The sequence below is a fragment of the Microcoleus sp. MON2_D5 genome (assembly GCF_036701905.1).
GTDB lineage: Bacteria > Cyanobacteriota > Cyanobacteriia > Cyanobacteriales > Microcoleaceae > Microcoleus.
This window is the reverse complement of the sequence record NZ_JAUBRM010000017.1, coordinates 12,445-27,922: the sequence shown is the minus strand read 5'-3', so window position 1 is coordinate 27,922 and position 15,478 is coordinate 12,445. Positions and strand designations below refer to the sequence as shown.

Sequence of the window (15,478 nt, the reverse complement as noted above, 5' to 3'; positions counted from 1 at the left end):
CAATTTAAGCTAACTCAATTTGACTGTCATCACCAATCAGAAACCGCAGAGCTTTTGGACGAGCCGGCGCAATGGTTAGTTGAGCTCGCTGCCCGATCACGCTGTCAACAATTCGTTGGTGAATGCCAAGTATTTTCGCCCCTTGCAATATTACACTGTGTTCGATATCAGCATCAATCATCGTCACGCGATCGGCAATACTGCTGTAAGGCCCGATAAAGCAATTTTCAATGCGGCAATTTTCCCCAATTACCACTGGCCCGCGAATTGTAGAATTAATGACCTCCGTTCCTTCCCCTATTTGCACTCGCCCGATAATTTGACTTTTGGCGTCTACTTTTAATTCAGTTGAAGCTACGATACGGCTATCTAAAATGATTTGGTTTGCACTCAGCAAATCGTCTTTTTTCCCCGTATCCAGCCACCAACCTTCTAAATTGCAGGCTTCTACGTGTTTTTCCTGATTGATGAGCTGTTGAATGGCATCGGTAATTTCCAGCTCGCCACGGGGCGAGGGTTGAATTTGATCGATCGCCTCGTGAATAGTAGGAGCAAAAAAGTAAATCCCCACCAGTGCTAAATTCGATGGCGGGACTTGTGGTTTTTCTACTAACTCCAAAACTCTTCCTTTCTCATCAACTTTTGCCACACCGAAAGAAGAGGGATTGGGAACTGGACGCAGCAAAATCAGAGCGTCTAGTTTTTGCGTGTTAAAAATCTCTAAAAACGGATCTAGCTGATTTTCAATTAAGTTATCTCCCAAATACATAATAAACGGAGAATCGCCCAAAAACGGTCTGGCAATTTTCACCGCGTGAGCGAGTCCCGCCGGCTTTTCTTGCAAGATATAAGTAATTTTTGCACCGAAGCGAGATCCATCTCCTGTTTTCGTCTTCACCTCTTCTCCGGTTTCAGGACTAATAATAATCCCAATATCCGTAATCCCAGCCGCCACAATTCCTTCAATTCCGTACCACAGTATCGGCTTATTTGCTACAGGAACCAACTGCTTAGCACCCGTATAGGTGAGGGGACGCAAGCGTGTTCCTTTGCCGCCAGAGAGGATGAGTGCTTTCATTGGGTGAACTCTGAGTTATCCTTTAGGGTTTGCGGTGCTGGCTCGATTTGCCTGCACTTGTTCGCTCTCGTTGATTTTAAACCACCGCTACCCCACTGGCAATAGTTGTAGTGTCTTATGATACAAATGATTTATGCCGATCGAGCTTTTATAGTCCGGGACGCATAGAGCGTCAGAAACTTGGTTTTTTGCCGAATAAAGCACCTAAAAGCTGAGGTTTTTTGTCAATAAACGCGGTTTCTCAAGGTTGCGAGTGCGCCAGTCCAGATTTAATTGCGTCCCGTTTTAATAGCGGCCGTATCGGGCGATAAATTGACTACCACTATTGTTTTGATTTGTCAACCAAGCCCACATCTGATCCCCCAGAGAAAAATGCCACCATTCGTTAGGATGCTGCTGAAAACCCGCAGCTATCATCGCATTTTTTAAGATTTGCCTGTGACGGTGATATTGCTGTTCTGGTTCGCGATCTCTATTACCAAAATAATCGGGATAAGAACGTTCTGATATTTCATCAATCGGAGAACCCATATTAATTTGCCGATTATTTTCGTCCACTAAAGTTATATCTAAAGCTGCACCTGTACTGTGAGGAGGAGGCGTCGCGCGATCGAGGCTCGGTACTGCCCAAAATTGATATACGTGTTCTATAATTACTTGGCGTTTGTCTTCGGAAACCGGAAATTCGCAGCCTTGAGCTAGGGCAATTTGATTGAAAGTATAATCCACCATAAATTGCTGGACTTCCACGGGTCGATAAGCGTCAAATATCAGAATTTTCCAATTTTGATAATTTTGCTGTAGCTCAGTTTGAGCGGCGATTAAACTATCTACCACTCCTTGTCGCAAATAGTAAGGTGAATCTGCTTTGCTGTTGTGATAGGGAGCACCCAACTTTTGATAAGGGTGTGGAATTTCAAAGGCAAAATGTTCTGGTGGAATAGGGACTAAAGGTTCGCCGCATTCGTCGATTACTATTTGCTGATATGCTTTCATAATTAGATAGATTGCCTTACTTCATTACACTGCATTCTCGGGAGGGATGTTGGGAGTCTGCTTTAATTTTTTCAATAACTGGTGCAACATAAAATATATGGCGACACCGCTGACGGTGAAGCTTAATTTATACATAACTGAGGAGTGATTGGCGATGTTATTGGCATTAATCACAAACGTATATCCCGAAACATAACCGTCCCAAAGGCGTACTTTCCCGGTAGAATCGTTGGGATAGGGATTGTAAGTCCCCACAAGAGAAATTGCGATCGACATACAGGCAATAACTACAAAAAACTTTTTCAGCAACCGCGAGCTTCTAACTTGGTTTATAACGTGACTTAAGGGCAAGCACAATATAAACATAGGAGCGACAAACCACCTGACGCCGTAGGAATAGCCGCCATATCCAACTGTGCGGAAGGTATAGATTAGCATGAAAGCTACAGACGCCAGAATACCGTACAGGTAGGGAGTTTTATACGGCAATCTTCTTTGTCTCAAAACTGCCATAACACCAATAACTGAGAAGCCCAAAAGAGGAGTATGCGAGAACAATCCTCGATTGCCTAAAAACAAGGTAAAGGCATATTTCAGCGTCCCTAAAAAGCTCTTCTGTGTCGCCAGTCCTGACAGATTTTCCTTGCTAAAAAGAGATCCCGGGTACTCCCACAGCGCGGCATTCATTGCGGGCGGGACTATACTGCCCGAAAGATATATATTTAAGCCGAAATAAGTTACTAATAAAGGAATACATGATAGGAGAAATACAGAAGCAGCCTTGATTGATTTGGTTGTAAAAAAAACTAGATAAAAAGGAATAAATAAAAAGCACGTGATGTCAATATTCCCCGCAATTGATACCAAAATACCGCAAAGGATAACATTTCGGATGTCGTTAATTTCAAATTTTAATAAGTAATATAAACTGACTATCAGACATACGGCAGCGAGGCTATGATTGTTAAAAGTAAGTGAATAAGGCAAAATCAAAGTTCCCGTTGCAGCCAAAAATGTTGTTAAATTCGCCCACCCTTCCTCTATCTCAAATATTTCTATCAAAATTTTGTGAAAATAAACTAAACCTATACAAGAGAGGATTCCCACAGTTGTCAAGGTCACGACATAATAAGTTAATCCCAAATTATTCGACAAATCAATACCGCAGAGGTTTCTTAATAAGAAATAAACTGCCGCTCCCATAAGTGCTGGCAGCGGCGGTTTATCCGAATAGAAGTGGTTGTTGTAAAAATACTTGTCGATGGTAAATAATTTGGAGTCTCCCAATTGAGAGTTATCCAGCGTAAAAGTTTGATATTCCACCAAAGATTTAATAGTGGCTATTCTAGAAGCATCAGCAACAGATTGGATATCGGCTTTCGTCAGCAGAGCCAGCAAAATAAAATACATTAAAAAAACTCTGACATTCTTGTCGCGTGGGATCGGCTTTAATCGTTCTAAAAATTGCATCGCTTTTATGGGGTTGAATATATATAATAGTGACGCGACCCCCTGGTGGCAACCACAAAATGTCAAGATAGTTTACGTTTTGTAGGGCAGGCAAGATGCTTGCCCTATTCACAGTTGGGTTGGGGTCGATCGACAGCGAAACCTCAACCTCCTATTACTAACTTTGGCGGTAAGCAACTACCGCATAAAACGGGTCGCCACTTGCTATTCGCAGCATTTGCATAAAACTCGGCAAGTTAGGCTTGCGAACAATTACTTCCGGCTTGCTAAATCCGGGTATATTCGCTCCTTTGACAGAATCAAAGTAACCCTTGACTAATTCTACCCGATCGCCCTCGGAACCTTCCCGCCAAGCCGCGATCGCCTTTTGATAAAACATCCGGTTGGAAAAACTCATAATTGCTACGCCCCCCGGCTTCAAAATCCGGTGAATCTCGGCAAAAATCGCATCTGGGTGCTGCAAATACTGTACCGAAACGCAGTTGACAACCGCGTCAAATTCTGCATCCGGCAGTGGCAATTTGGGATTTGCGTTCAAATTTTGCACGAAATAATGATTCAGCCTGCGATTTTTTGCCAACTCCTCTTCATTCATGCCGTGCCCTTCGACATGGGCAAATTGCATCTCGTCGGGCAAGTGAGAAACCCAACTGCTCATCATATCAAAAATCCGAGTATTCGGTTTCAGCCGTTCCCGATATAATCCGGTGAGTTGCTCAATAAATCCATCGTCTACGTGAGTCACAAACCGGGGAGCGGAATAGAACAAATTGTCGTCGGTGTCGTCTAACTTGGTGCGTTGGTCGGGTGGAAGCAACATAAATTCTGATTGCAAACTAGATTTACTCTTCCTAGTTTAAGAACAATAAGAATTGTTAACATATCCGGCAGAAGGCGGATTCCCGGTTTTAGCGTAGCAGTCGATCGCCAAAAAACCTGCTGGCATCCTTTGGGCTGACCGCTTTTCCCTGGCTGGTACTGTGCTGCTTGTGGCCAGAAGACGGTTTGCCGACTTCCAGCATTGGCGACAAACTGCAACAGGTAGGCGGGACGTTGACAGGCGCGATCGATCGCATGGAAGAAAGAGGCCTAGTCCGCCGAGAGAGAGACAGTCGCGATGGCCGCATTTGGCTGACAGACTCCGCGAGGGAACTGCAAGACGTATTGCCCCCGCTGGTAGCTGAAATCCGAGATCGAGCTGTCGAGGGGATTTCAGAGGCCGATCGATAACTCTTTTGCCCACTGATCGATGGGGCGATCGTCAATCTTTCCTAAACCGACAAATCAATCTTTATTAGTAAAGCGCAGCAGCATCTACCTCGACTACATTACAAATAACCGTAAAATACTACACACTCTTAAAAAAAACAGTGCAACTTCCCTACACGAATAGCACCGCACCCGCCGGACAAATCGGCCACAAATCCGTTGAATTCTGGCAACGGGTGCCGCCGGGAACTCCGTTAATGGCGATCGTCAGTAACGATTTGTGGGTAATTGCCAACTTCAAATAAACGCAACTGGCAAACATGAAACCAGGCAAAAAAGTAGAAATCAAATTAGATGCTTTTGGTGGTCGAAGTTTGAAGGTCATCTCGATAGTTTCTCCCCTGCTTCTGGCGCTCATTTTTCGTTATTGCCTCCGGATAATGCGACTGGCAACTTCACCAAAGTCGTGCTACGGATTCCTGTCAAAGTTGTATTTGATGCCGAAAGCTTTAAAGGCTATGAATCGCGAATTGCACCGGGGATGTCTGTTACGGTAAATGTTGAACTGAAATAAGGGAAGAACACGGATACACGGATACACGGATGAATTTACCGGGCATTTGATTTGTTTGGGTTAAGGGCGACTAGCAGGAGAAATCCCCAACTTCTTGGAGCAGTTTGAGAACTTTGAGCAGTCGGGGATTTTATTTGTTTCGGTTAATAAATCCCATGCCACTTCCCCACAACTTGGCCAATTGGAACTTGATTGCCGTTGGACTTTCCCTCCTAACGTGCAGTCAGACCAATCGATAAACCTGAGTTGTTTTCACGAGTAAGCACCACCGAACTTCTATCAAATCTTTCTACCTTCAATATCGACCGACTATGTGAGTGCCTATCCAGGTTAATACTGTCGCACCGCATACACATTGAAATTATTTAATGCAGCAGGCAACAAAGCATTCTTCTCAATCGTTACTTCAAAACCGTAATTTTCTAGGATAGATTGAAACTGTTCCAATCTATTGTCGATATCGTGGACTTCAGCAACAATTTGCTTTACTTTTATCCAATCATTTGGTTCTATACCTTGAAGCACAGCAAGTTCCTCTCCTTCCACATCTATTTTAAGCAGATCTATCGAGTCAATAGATAAGTCTTCGATCGCACGAGACAAGGTTCTAATTTCACCACTAACTTGAGTAGTTTTAAAAAAATAGTCCGTCTGTTCTTGTCCGATGGCATTAATCATCACCTCTCTTTGAGCTATCTTTTCCTTTGGTCTTTCGGTAGAGTTCCCTGGCATATTAGGGTAAAATATAAAAACTCGCTCTGCATCATTCTCTGAACCTAAACCATATTTACAGAGCGAAACATTCGTCAGATTATGAAGTTCGATATTATTACTTAATACTGTAAATACTGGTTCGATTGGTTCAAAAGCAAAAATTTTCAAATTCTTTTGAATCTGATTAATAAACTACACAAAAAGACCGATATTTGCACCTACGTCAAAGATACAATCACCTTCCTGAACAACAATATTGTTTTGAACATATTGCTGTTGTGAAAAAAATTCTGAATATATATATTCGGTTTCTCTTTGACTTAAGGAATAGCATTCTAATCCATTTGGTAGGTTTATCTTTTCCATCTTTCTAATTAAAATATTCCTAATTGATTTATTTTTAAATCTTAAGCAGCCTAACTTATGATTATCACTTAGAATTATATTGTATTTACGGTACAATATTGATTTATTTTTAAATCTTAAGCAGCCTAACTTATGATTATCACTTAGAATTATATTGCATTTGCGGTACAATACACAGACTTATTAAAAAGGTTGCCAACAAAACAACTCTATGGTATACTAGAAGATTGTGAATATTAATCAAAAGTAAAGTAACAAGCCGGGAGAAATCAAAATGACACAGCAAACCCTGCACGGAACCAGCCGCAAAAGAAAAAGAACATCCGGTTTTCGCGCCAGAATGCGTACCGCAACCGGTCGATTGGTAATCAAAGCTCGTCGCAGCAAAGGTCGCCACCGCCTCGCGGTCTAGCACTGCATCAAGGTTGAGAGGCCTCAACGATCGCCCTACGCCATGTTGCCCGAGACAAACCGACTTAAGCACCGAAAAGACTTCAGCGCCGTATACCGCAAGGGAATGCGCCGTAACTCGGCCCATTTCAGCTTAAGAGCTCTGCGTAAACCAAAAAGCGCCGAATTTGCCAAACCGACAGCCGAAAAATCCTTGCAGCCAACTCGCACAGGCATTTCCATCAGCCTGAAAGTCAGCAAACGCGCTGTAGTCCGCAACCGGATTAAGCGTCAGATTCGGGCAGCTTTGCGACAGCTATTGCCCCGATTAAGGTTCGGGTGGGATTTAGTAATTGTCGTGCGTCCGATCGCACAAGAGTGCAATTATGCAGAAATTCTGCAAGAATTAGAGCAGTTGTTGGTAGAAGCCGAGGTACTAGATGGGAATTCGAGAGGAAGTATATTATGAAGGCGGCCCCGCGCCGGGAGACTTGATCCTCAATTTACTCCTGGGGCTGACAGTCGTCGGAATCCCCCTAGCAGTAGGAGGAATTGTCCGGGCTCTGTGGCTGCGGTATCGGATCACGAGCCGCCGAGTGTCCGTAACTAGCGGTTGGATGGGGGGCGATCGCACAGACGTTATCTACTCAGATATAGTCAAAATCGTCACAGTACCTCGCGGTTTCGGGACTTACGGAGACATGGTGCTCACCATGAAAAATGGCAGCCGCTTGGAACTCAGAGCTATGCCGAAATTTCGAGCAATGTATGACTACATTAACGAAAAACTGCCCGTAGCCGCTCAAAAAGCAAACGCGGCCCAAGCTAAATAACCGAACCGCTTCGCCCTCAAATCAGGGTAAAGTGAGTGCGAGTATTGGCAAACTCATTACAACAAACCCGCAGACTGGGCGGTCGATCGACGGGCAATGTCCTAAGATAGAGACAAAACCCTAAAAATTGAGGCGGCTCGCCTTCAGCGGGTAAAAATAGTTCTCAACAGCAAACATAGAGCACCTAAATTAACTCAAAGCGAATGGATTTCGGTATCTCGTTTCTCTCCAACAACCTCATGCTCCCGATCCTAGATTTTTTCTACGGGATCGTGCCAAGCTACGGTTTAGCGATCGTAGCTCTGACGCTCGTGATTCGCTTTGCTCTTTATCCTCTCAATGCAGGCTCTCTTCGCAATATGCGGCGCATGAAAGTAGCGCAGCCATTGATGAAAGAGCGAGTAGATCAAATTCAAAAACTCTATAAAGAAAATCCTGCAAAACAGCAGGAGGAAATGAGCAAAGTATACAAAGAATTTGGTAATCCTCTAGCAGGATGCTTCCCGTTGGTGCTGCAAATGCCAGTGCTGTTTGCACTGTTTGCAACGCTCAGGGGTTCGCCGTTTTCTGACATAAACTACAGCGTAAACGTTCAAGTTTTGCCCAAAGAACAAATCGAAACTGTTCAACCGCAAGCTTTTGCTACACCGCCACAAAATATTTACGTCACAGGTACTTTTCATGCTCCTGTTGTGGGCGTAATTCCAGGCGGCGACAAACTCGCAGTCGGCGAAACAACCAAGATTAATTTTCAAACCCCAGAGGGCAAACCTCTCAAAGCTCTAGCGGCAGAAAATAAGAGCGAAATCGACTTTGAACCCGGCTGGAAAGTCATCAAAGGCGAAGAAGTCGTCAAGGTAGATGAACAGGGCAACATCACGGCCTTAGCGCCCGGTGAAGCCACAGTTCAAGGTACAATCCCCGGATTGGCTACTAACAAAGGATTCCTGTTTATTGAAGCTCTAGGCCGCGTTGGCGCGATCGACTCAGACGGTACACTCCACTGGGATATTTTGGTAATGATCCTGGGCTTCGGCATCAGTTTGTACATCAACCAAACCCTTTCAGGACAAGCACAAGGGCCAAACGACAACCCCCAACAGGCTACAGTTAACAAACTGACGCCCGTCATATTTTCAGGGATGTTTTTGTTCTTCCCGCTGCCCGCCGGCGTGTTGATGTATATGCTGATTGCTAACATCTTCCAGACAGTTCAAGCGTTTATTTTGTCGCGAGAACCGCTGCCGGAAAACCTGCAAAAAATAGTAGACGAAGCAGAGGCGAAAACAAAAAAAGATCAGGGATTAGATGCCCTTCCCTTTGAGCCAAAGCGTGCCAAGAAAAAGGCTTGATTTTAACAACAATGAAAGACTCTCAAATGCAGCGCGGACAGGCATGGTTAGAAGAATTGCTACAACTGTCCGCAATTCCTTCAAAAGTGGTATGCGAACAACAAAAAGATTGCTATTGGATGAAAATAGATGAAAGCAATCTGACTCGAGAACAAGTTGCAATCTTAGTCGGGCCAAACGGTAATGTAATAGATGCCATTCAATACCTCTGTAACACGGTTCAGAATATAGGTCAGGAAGTAGAGGAGTCAATTCCTTATACAGTTGAACTAAATGGCTATCGCATCCGCCGCCAAGAGGAATTGCGCTCGATGGCAGAGTACGCAGCAGATCAAGCCCGATCGACGGGAGTTGAAGTTGAAATAAAATCGCTGTCTTCGGCAGAACGCCGTCAAGTCCACAGCTTTTTGAGCGAATGTGAGGACATAGAAACTTACAGTCAAGGGCAAGAACCCGATCGGCGTTTGGTAGTGCGGCTGCGCTGACGCTAAAGAAGGAAGAAGGAAGGAAGAAGGAAGAAGGAAGAAGTTAAAAATTAACTATTCCTTTTGACCTTTGAATTCAAGAAGTAGGAAGGTAAAAGATTATGGAGACAATTTATATCCCTCATCTACTCACAAAAACTGAGCGGAAAGAGGTCATTGATTTTGAAGAATTTATCCCCGATTTAGAAACTCTTACTCCGGTGCGGGGGCGACTGCAAGTGGCTCACCAAGGGAATTATCTTGAGGTGAAGGCGAAAGCAGAAACAATAGTTACTCTCACGTGCCACAGATGCTTGAAACAATACAATCATCGTTTGGTACTCAACTCATCGGAACTAATCTGGCTCGAGGAAACAGCAAATCAAACAGATTCAAGTTCAGCAGAAATAGAAGTTGCTTTAGAAGATTTGGTGGAAAATTTGTCCCCAGGTGGCTATTTCTCTCCGAGCGATTGGGTGTACGAGCAAATGTGTTTGGAACTGCCGCACAAACAGATATGCGATACTGAATGTCCGGGAATTTCTTTAACTGATGATGCAAATACAGAAAGCTCAGAAACAGTCTCAGACAGTCGCTGGGCGTCTCTGGAAGCACTTAAACGGCAATTGCCTTAGTCAGTTGACTAATAACTAATGACTATTTTTAGCGACGAGTTTGAACTACTGCTGCGATCGCGCTACCCCCTAATTTACATTCCCACACGGGAAGAAGAGCGCGTAGAAGCGGCGATCGCCCAATGCGCCAAAAAACAGGGTTCTCGCGCTGTCTACATCTGGGATTTTGTTGATGGCTACCAAGGCAATCCCAACGATACCGGTTTTGGCAAGCGCAATCCGCTGCAAGCTTTGGAATTTCTCGAAAAATTGCCCGCCTCCGCGCCGGCAATTTTTATTCTGCGAGACTTTCAGCGGTTTTTGGAAGATGTCTCGATTTCCCGCAAGCTGCGGAATTTGGCGAGACTCCTCAAATCTGTACCCAAAAATATTGTCATCGTATCTCCTTTAATTTCCATCCCGGAAGACCTCAGCGAAGTGATGACAGTTTTGGAATTTCCCCTGCCTGCGGCGGCGGAAATCAAAATTGAGGTAGAAAGGCTGTTAGGGGCTACCGGACAAGCCATTGAAGGGCGTTTGCTGGACGAAACAGTGCGCTCCTGTCAAGGGCTGTCGATCGAACGAATCCGCAGAGTTTTGGCAAAGGCGATCGCCACCAGAGGCGAACTCCATCCCGACGACGCAGAACTGATTTTAGAAGAAAAGCGCCAAACAATTCGCCAAACTCAAATTCTGGATTTTTACCCAGCCCGCGAAAATATTTCCGATATCGGCGGTTTGGACAATCTCAAAGAATGGCTGCTGCGGCGCGGCGGTGCTTTTACCGAACGAGCCCGCCAATACGGTTTGCCGCATCCCAGAGGTTTGTTGTTAGTCGGAATTCAAGGAACGGGAAAATCCTTAACAGCAAAGGCGATCGCCCACCACTGGCATTTGCCTTTACTGCGGTTGGATGTCGGGCGCTTGTTTGCCGGATTAGTCGGGGAATCAGAATCCCGCACCAGGCAAATGATTCAGCTAGCGGAAGCTTTGGCCCCCTGCGTGCTGTGGATTGACGAGATTGACAAAGCTTTTGCGGGATTAGACGGTAAAGGGGATTCCGGGACAACGAGCCGGGTGTTCGGGACTTTTATTACTTGGTTGGCCGAAAAAACTTCCCCGGTGTTTGTGGTAGCAACAGCCAACAACATCCAGTCTTTGCCGCCAGAAATGCTGAGAAAAGGCAGGTTTGACGAAATATTTTTTGTCGGTTTGCCCAGCCAGGAGGAACGGCGGGCGATTTTTGAGCTACATTTGTTGCGGTTGCGATCGCACAGCATCAAAAATTACGATTTAGAGCGCTTGGCTTACGAAACTCCCGATTTTTCAGGGGCCGAAATCGAGCAAACTTTGATTGAAGCAATGCACATTGGGTTTAGCCAAAATCGAGACTTTACCACAGATGATATTTTAGAATCAGCTAGTCAGATGGTGCCTTTAGCCAGAACGGCTCAAGAACAAATCCAGTTTCTCCAAGATTGGGCCGCTGCGGGGAAAGCTCGCCTTGCTTCTAGATACGGCAGTTTGAGCCGCCGGATTCAAGGTTAAGCTTTTGAAGTCAGTAGTCAGTAGTTAGTAACCAGTTGTCACTTGGCAGTTACCAGATTTTACTCAACATTCAGCACTCAACACTCAACAGTCAACCTTCTTCCTTTTTCCTTCTTCCTTTTTCCTTCTTCCTTCTTCCTTCTTCCTTCTTCCTTCATTTGCGGTTTTATGAACAGTGTATATAGCGTTTTCAAATTTTTAGTGGGTTTTCTGCTCGCGATCGTCCTGATGGCAGGTGCTAGCGTGGCTGCTGCACTTTACTTTGCCGCTAAGCTAACTACTGTGCCCGAAAAACCTGTTTTTCCCAACGACAAAACAGCAGTTCAGGTTGCCGGCGCTGGGCCCAAGTCAACAGCCCAGGCTAGCCCAGTTTCTACATCTAGCGATGCCCCGTCTCCGAAACCCCTGGAACCGGGAGCTTACCGAGCTGTGGTGACTCAGCCGATCGGCTTAATTCTCCGGGATACTGGTAGCCGAGACTCGAACCGCATTGGCGGTGTTGGTTACAAGGAAAAAGTCGTAGTTTTGGAAGAGTCGCCCGACAAAGAGTGGCAGCGAATTCGGATTGAGGATGGCAATCGCGAAGGTTGGGTCAAAGGTGGCAATACTGAAAGAGTTGAGGGCGAATAGGACTTAGACAAAAAATATACTCCTCTGATTGTGAGGGCAGCGAAGCAATCGTAGTGTGCAGGTTGTTTACCAACCCCGGGTTTTTCCCTGTCTGTGGTTCCCACTAGCGAGATACATATTTATAAATAAAAGTCAAGTTAAATTTATTTACGATATTTGCGATAGCAGTTTGATGCGCTGACACTGCGGGTGCGCTCGCCCCTGCAAAATCCTGAATTTGACATAAAAGCCCAGCAGACAAAAGGTTTCAACAGCTAAAACTCAACAGAAAAACTCGAAAATACATAATCCTAACTTATGTTATTCAGGAGAGTATGTTAAGAAACTTAGCAAAATTTTAAGGTTAGTTGCAAAACCCAGGCTGTTGTCCCTGGCGCAGAGGCAAGAGTGGTAGCTTGGATTACAAGATGTAAGTTTTCAGCTTAACAGCTACCAACAATAAAAAATATGTACGACAAACGTCCCGATCGAGATTTGGCGACTGCTGCTGTTACTGCGGCTTTGGGAGCTGGGGTCGTTACCTCTTTTGCGGTGAGCAGAGGGCAAAACCCGCTGGTAGCCATCGCAATTACTGTTTTTGCAGCGGGAGTAGCTGTAATTTGCGATCGGTTCGACTTAATTTAACTCAATTGGCGTAAGTCCCACGCTGTAATTGTACTCAATTCAGCGTTGGGATATAAGCCAAGCAAGGTCTATGAAATAATCAAAAATTTCCTGATTTCTCACAAAAAGATGGTAAGATATAAGTGGTTGCGACCCACCCACTCGGCTGCAAACAACAGGTCACAGTAGCATTAGTATGCTTACCAAGGATAACTGCGAGAGAAAAGGGGAAAAGACAAACCGCTGGTTATTGGGATACGTCAAACATGTGAAATACAATCCAAGTTTGTCATACGGAATAGTTTTTTGCCTTGGGAAACAGGGTTTCTGCGTGGGTTCCCTACGAAGGGATAAAGGCTGCAAAGCCAGAGATGCTGTGTAAGACTTGGATCGTCTTGAGTGACGAATATTCAGCAATGGATATCCCCAACAGAGCAACGGCAAATAAGACACGAAGCCTACACGCTCACCGCAAGGTTAGTGTTAGGTATTTCACTACAAAGTCAACTTATCAAAAAATCCCCGCCCTATTTGCAACTAGCAAAAGTGGGGATTTTTAGTGGCTAGTTTTTTGGTTAATCAGCGGTACTTTCCTAGACGCAATCGCCACATGAAGAAGCCGCGTTTCTTAACAAAAAACCTGCGATTTCAGGCTCTTTACCAGACAACAAATTAAGGTGATGACAGCCTGCTCGCAAGTCTTGTGGTAATTTCAGCTGCAGCCAGATAAAATATTAGCCAGCACTACCCCACAACTTATTCTCTTTTGACCTTAAAGGCTAAGACTATACCTGCAAACTTTTTTGCTGAGTCTCGCGTCTCTAGAAGCAGCGATGCTATCTTGGTTATTACCTGTAATTATTTTTGACGGTATTAAAAAAAAAAAACGGGTGCTTCGCGCTTTTCATGTAGAACTTAGCGTTGGTAGAATCCAAGCCAAGCGTGCCAAAAATCATTTTTGGCAGCTTGCTCACACAACCCACCCACAATTTCACACTAAAAAATTATGGAATCTCTTGCTTACCTCGAACTTGCTCTTGTTTGCGAAGCACCCGCAGAGTCGAAAATTTTTGATGAGCTCAAGTGGCAAAACCTATCGAGTCAGACTTACGTCCGTTTGCTGTCTCTGGCTTTGATGCTGTCGGTTTTGAGTGCAGCCGGTGCGGCTTTTGCTCAAATAGATCCGGGATATCCAAATTTGCGCTCTGTTCAAGACAGGTTGCGGGAACTCGGCTATTTTCCCAGATCTTCGACTGGTCAACTCGGCCCGGTTACTAAACAAGCGCTGACTAACTTTCAGCGAGACTATCAACTGTCGCTGACTGGTAGGCCCGATCGAGCTACTGTGATAGCACTCAACAGTTTTGCCAGGGACGATCGACCTTTTAATACTATTTATACAAATTCTCGGGAGCTGCGTTTTGGAGACGCAGGTGCAGGTGTTTCTGCTCTCCAGCGCAGGTTGCAGCAGCTAGGCTACTTCAGCGCGCGTCCCACAGGGAGTTTTCGCGAAGTTACTCAAAATGCGGTTAGATACTTCCAGCGAATTAATCGACTGCGGGTGACGGGAGTTGCCGATAGGCAAACTTTAGCTTTGTTGTTTGGTTCCACCCGACCTGTTCCCCCCGTTACGCTTCCAGGGAATATTTCGGGAAATGGCGGTTGCAAAGGGCTGCGCTTCGGGGACACAGGGGCGACGGTAGACTTGATCCAGCGGCAATTAAAAGCTTTGGGCTATTTTGAAGGCGGCGTTGACGGCAAGTTTCGCGAACGCACTCTCTACGCTGTGACTCGTTTTCAGCAAGATTATAATCTGGTTTCTGACGGTTGCGCTGACACTGCTACTTTGACTGCTATCGATGCCCAGATGAGGGCAGCTCAAATTACCTCATTGACTGAGGAAAATGACCAACAGACTAATTCCGGAGATTTCCTGGAGTTGGGCGACAGAGGCCGACAAGTAGAATTTGTGCAGCGGCGGCTGCAAGAATTGGGTTATTACAGGAGCCAGATTCACGGTTGGTTCGATCGACCAACCCAAGCAGCTTTGATCCGCTTTCAGAGAGATAGCGGGCTGTTCGGGACTGGAAGGGTCGATCGCAGCACTCGATCGGCTTTGCGGCAAGGCAACAGGCAGGCAGCAGCGCCTGTGCCGCAAATCGCCACTGGTCTGCGACGGGGCGATACTGGGCCTGCTGTCCGACAACTTCAGTCTTCGCTCAGAAGTCTGGGCAAAAACCCCGGCCCGGTGAACGGAGTATTTGGAGCCGAGACCGAGTTTGCACTGCTGTCGTTTCAGCAGGAACGCAATTTGTCACCGGCGACGGGTATTGCCACTCCGGCAACTTTGGCGGAGATCCAAAACGGATTAGCAGGGCGGTTAGCTGTTCCTGCTGTTCCTGCTGTTCCTGCTGTTCCAATTAGCAGTAGTTTGAACTCTCGATCGAGCATTGAGCAATTACAAAGGCGGCTGCAAGACCTCGGCTTTTACACAGGCTCGATCAGCGGAGTTTTTGATACTCCGACGAGAGACGCCCTCGATCGAGCTCAGCGCAGTTACGGGGTTAGCAGCGACGATTTGTTGAGCCAAACTTTTTAGCCCCAGGCTTGCGGACGCTACATCAAAGAAATCGGGTT

Annotated in this window: 17 protein-coding genes; 11 read left to right on the top strand and 6 right to left on the bottom strand. The window is 45.6% G+C overall.

All coding sequences use genetic code 11. From position 1 onward, the window contains the following. Positions 1-4 precede the first annotated feature (4 nt). The 4 genes from QUA47_RS08445 to QUA47_RS08430 all read right to left on the bottom strand — a co-directional run bounded on the left by QUA47_RS08445 (position 5) and on the right by QUA47_RS08430 (position 4,364). Positions 5-1,078 (bottom strand): glucose-1-phosphate thymidylyltransferase, encoded by a 1,074-nt coding sequence (locus QUA47_RS08445; protein ID WP_333430422.1) that lies wholly within the window; start codon positions 1,076-1,078, stop codon positions 5-7. Between the two features lie 285 nt (positions 1,079-1,363). Beyond that, positions 1,364-2,074 (bottom strand): M15 family metallopeptidase, encoded by a 711-nt coding sequence (locus tag QUA47_RS08440; protein WP_333430421.1) that lies wholly within the window; start codon positions 2,072-2,074, stop codon positions 1,364-1,366. Between the two features lie 24 nt (positions 2,075-2,098). Continuing rightward, the gene (locus QUA47_RS08435; RefSeq protein WP_333430420.1) at positions 2,099-3,484 is read right to left on the bottom strand and encodes a hypothetical protein; all 1,386 of its coding nucleotides are present in this window, start codon (positions 3,482-3,484) and stop codon (positions 2,099-2,101) included. A gap of 217 nt (positions 3,485-3,701) precedes the next feature. Next, positions 3,702-4,364: a class I SAM-dependent methyltransferase gene (locus QUA47_RS08430; protein ID WP_333430419.1), complete on the bottom strand. Its 663-nt coding sequence runs from the start codon at positions 4,362-4,364 to the stop codon at positions 3,702-3,704. A 116-nt stretch (positions 4,365-4,480) separates the two neighbouring features. On the opposite strand from QUA47_RS08430, the gene QUA47_RS08425 reads away from it, so the two are divergent. Continuing rightward, positions 4,481-4,774, top strand: coding sequence for a MarR family transcriptional regulator (locus tag QUA47_RS08425; protein ID WP_333430459.1), 294 nt, complete (start codon positions 4,481-4,483; stop codon positions 4,772-4,774). A gap of 151 nt (positions 4,775-4,925) precedes the next feature. On the opposite strand, the gene QUA47_RS08420 is transcribed toward QUA47_RS08425, so the two are convergent. Both QUA47_RS08420 and QUA47_RS08415 read right to left on the bottom strand, forming a co-directional pair. Beyond that, positions 4,926-5,171 carry a hypothetical protein gene (locus tag QUA47_RS08420; protein ID WP_333430418.1) on the bottom strand — a complete coding sequence of 82 codons (246 nt, stop codon included), beginning with the start codon at positions 5,169-5,171 and terminating at the stop codon, positions 4,926-4,928. A gap of 486 nt (positions 5,172-5,657) precedes the next feature. Further along, on the bottom strand, positions 5,658-6,209 hold the full coding sequence (locus QUA47_RS08415; protein WP_333430417.1) for an FkbM family methyltransferase: 552 nt from the start codon (positions 6,207-6,209) through the stop codon (positions 5,658-5,660). A 472-nt stretch (positions 6,210-6,681) separates the two neighbouring features. Between QUA47_RS08415 and rpmH the strand changes: the two genes are divergently transcribed. The 10 genes from rpmH (at position 6,682) to QUA47_RS08365 (ending at position 15,440) form a co-directional block, all read left to right on the top strand. Further along, entirely contained in the window at positions 6,682-6,819 is a 138-nt protein-coding gene (rpmH, locus tag QUA47_RS08410) for a 50S ribosomal protein L34 (RefSeq protein ID WP_006632320.1), read from the top strand. Positions 6,820-6,861: 42 nt separating this feature from the next. Then, positions 6,862-7,266, top strand: coding sequence for a ribonuclease P protein component (gene rnpA / locus QUA47_RS08405; RefSeq protein ID WP_006632319.1), 405 nt, complete (start codon positions 6,862-6,864; stop codon positions 7,264-7,266). Then, a complete protein-coding gene (locus QUA47_RS08400; RefSeq protein WP_333283022.1) occupies positions 7,238-7,630 on the top strand; it encodes a PH domain-containing protein in 393 nt (130 codons plus the stop codon). The genes rnpA and QUA47_RS08400 overlap by 29 nt, the downstream gene beginning before the upstream one ends. A 203-nt stretch (positions 7,631-7,833) precedes the next feature. Further along, on the top strand, positions 7,834-8,982 hold the full coding sequence (gene yidC, locus QUA47_RS08395) for a membrane protein insertase YidC (protein ID WP_333403304.1): 1,149 nt from the start codon (positions 7,834-7,836) through the stop codon (positions 8,980-8,982). An 11-nt stretch (positions 8,983-8,993) separates the two neighbouring features. Next, positions 8,994-9,467 (top strand): R3H domain-containing nucleic acid-binding protein, encoded by a 474-nt coding sequence (locus QUA47_RS08390; RefSeq protein ID WP_333430416.1) that lies wholly within the window; start codon positions 8,994-8,996, stop codon positions 9,465-9,467. Between the two features lie 101 nt (positions 9,468-9,568). Then, on the top strand, positions 9,569-10,081 hold the full coding sequence (locus tag QUA47_RS08385) for a YceD family protein (protein ID WP_190656766.1): 513 nt from the start codon (positions 9,569-9,571) through the stop codon (positions 10,079-10,081). Between the two features lie 18 nt (positions 10,082-10,099). After that, positions 10,100-11,608 carry an AAA family ATPase gene (locus QUA47_RS08380; protein ID WP_333430415.1) on the top strand — a complete coding sequence of 503 codons (1,509 nt, stop codon included), beginning with the start codon at positions 10,100-10,102 and terminating at the stop codon, positions 11,606-11,608. Between the two features lie 168 nt (positions 11,609-11,776). After that, positions 11,777-12,238: an SH3 domain-containing protein gene (locus tag QUA47_RS08375; protein WP_190656764.1), complete on the top strand. Its 462-nt coding sequence runs from the start codon at positions 11,777-11,779 to the stop codon at positions 12,236-12,238. 447 nt (positions 12,239-12,685) lie between these two features. After that, positions 12,686-12,862, top strand: coding sequence for a hypothetical protein (locus tag QUA47_RS08370; RefSeq protein ID WP_333430414.1), 177 nt, complete (start codon positions 12,686-12,688; stop codon positions 12,860-12,862). Between the two features lie 985 nt (positions 12,863-13,847). Continuing rightward, a complete protein-coding gene (locus tag QUA47_RS08365; RefSeq protein WP_333430413.1) occupies positions 13,848-15,440 on the top strand; it encodes a peptidoglycan-binding protein in 1,593 nt (530 codons plus the stop codon). The last annotated feature ends 38 nt before the right edge of the window (positions 15,441-15,478 follow it).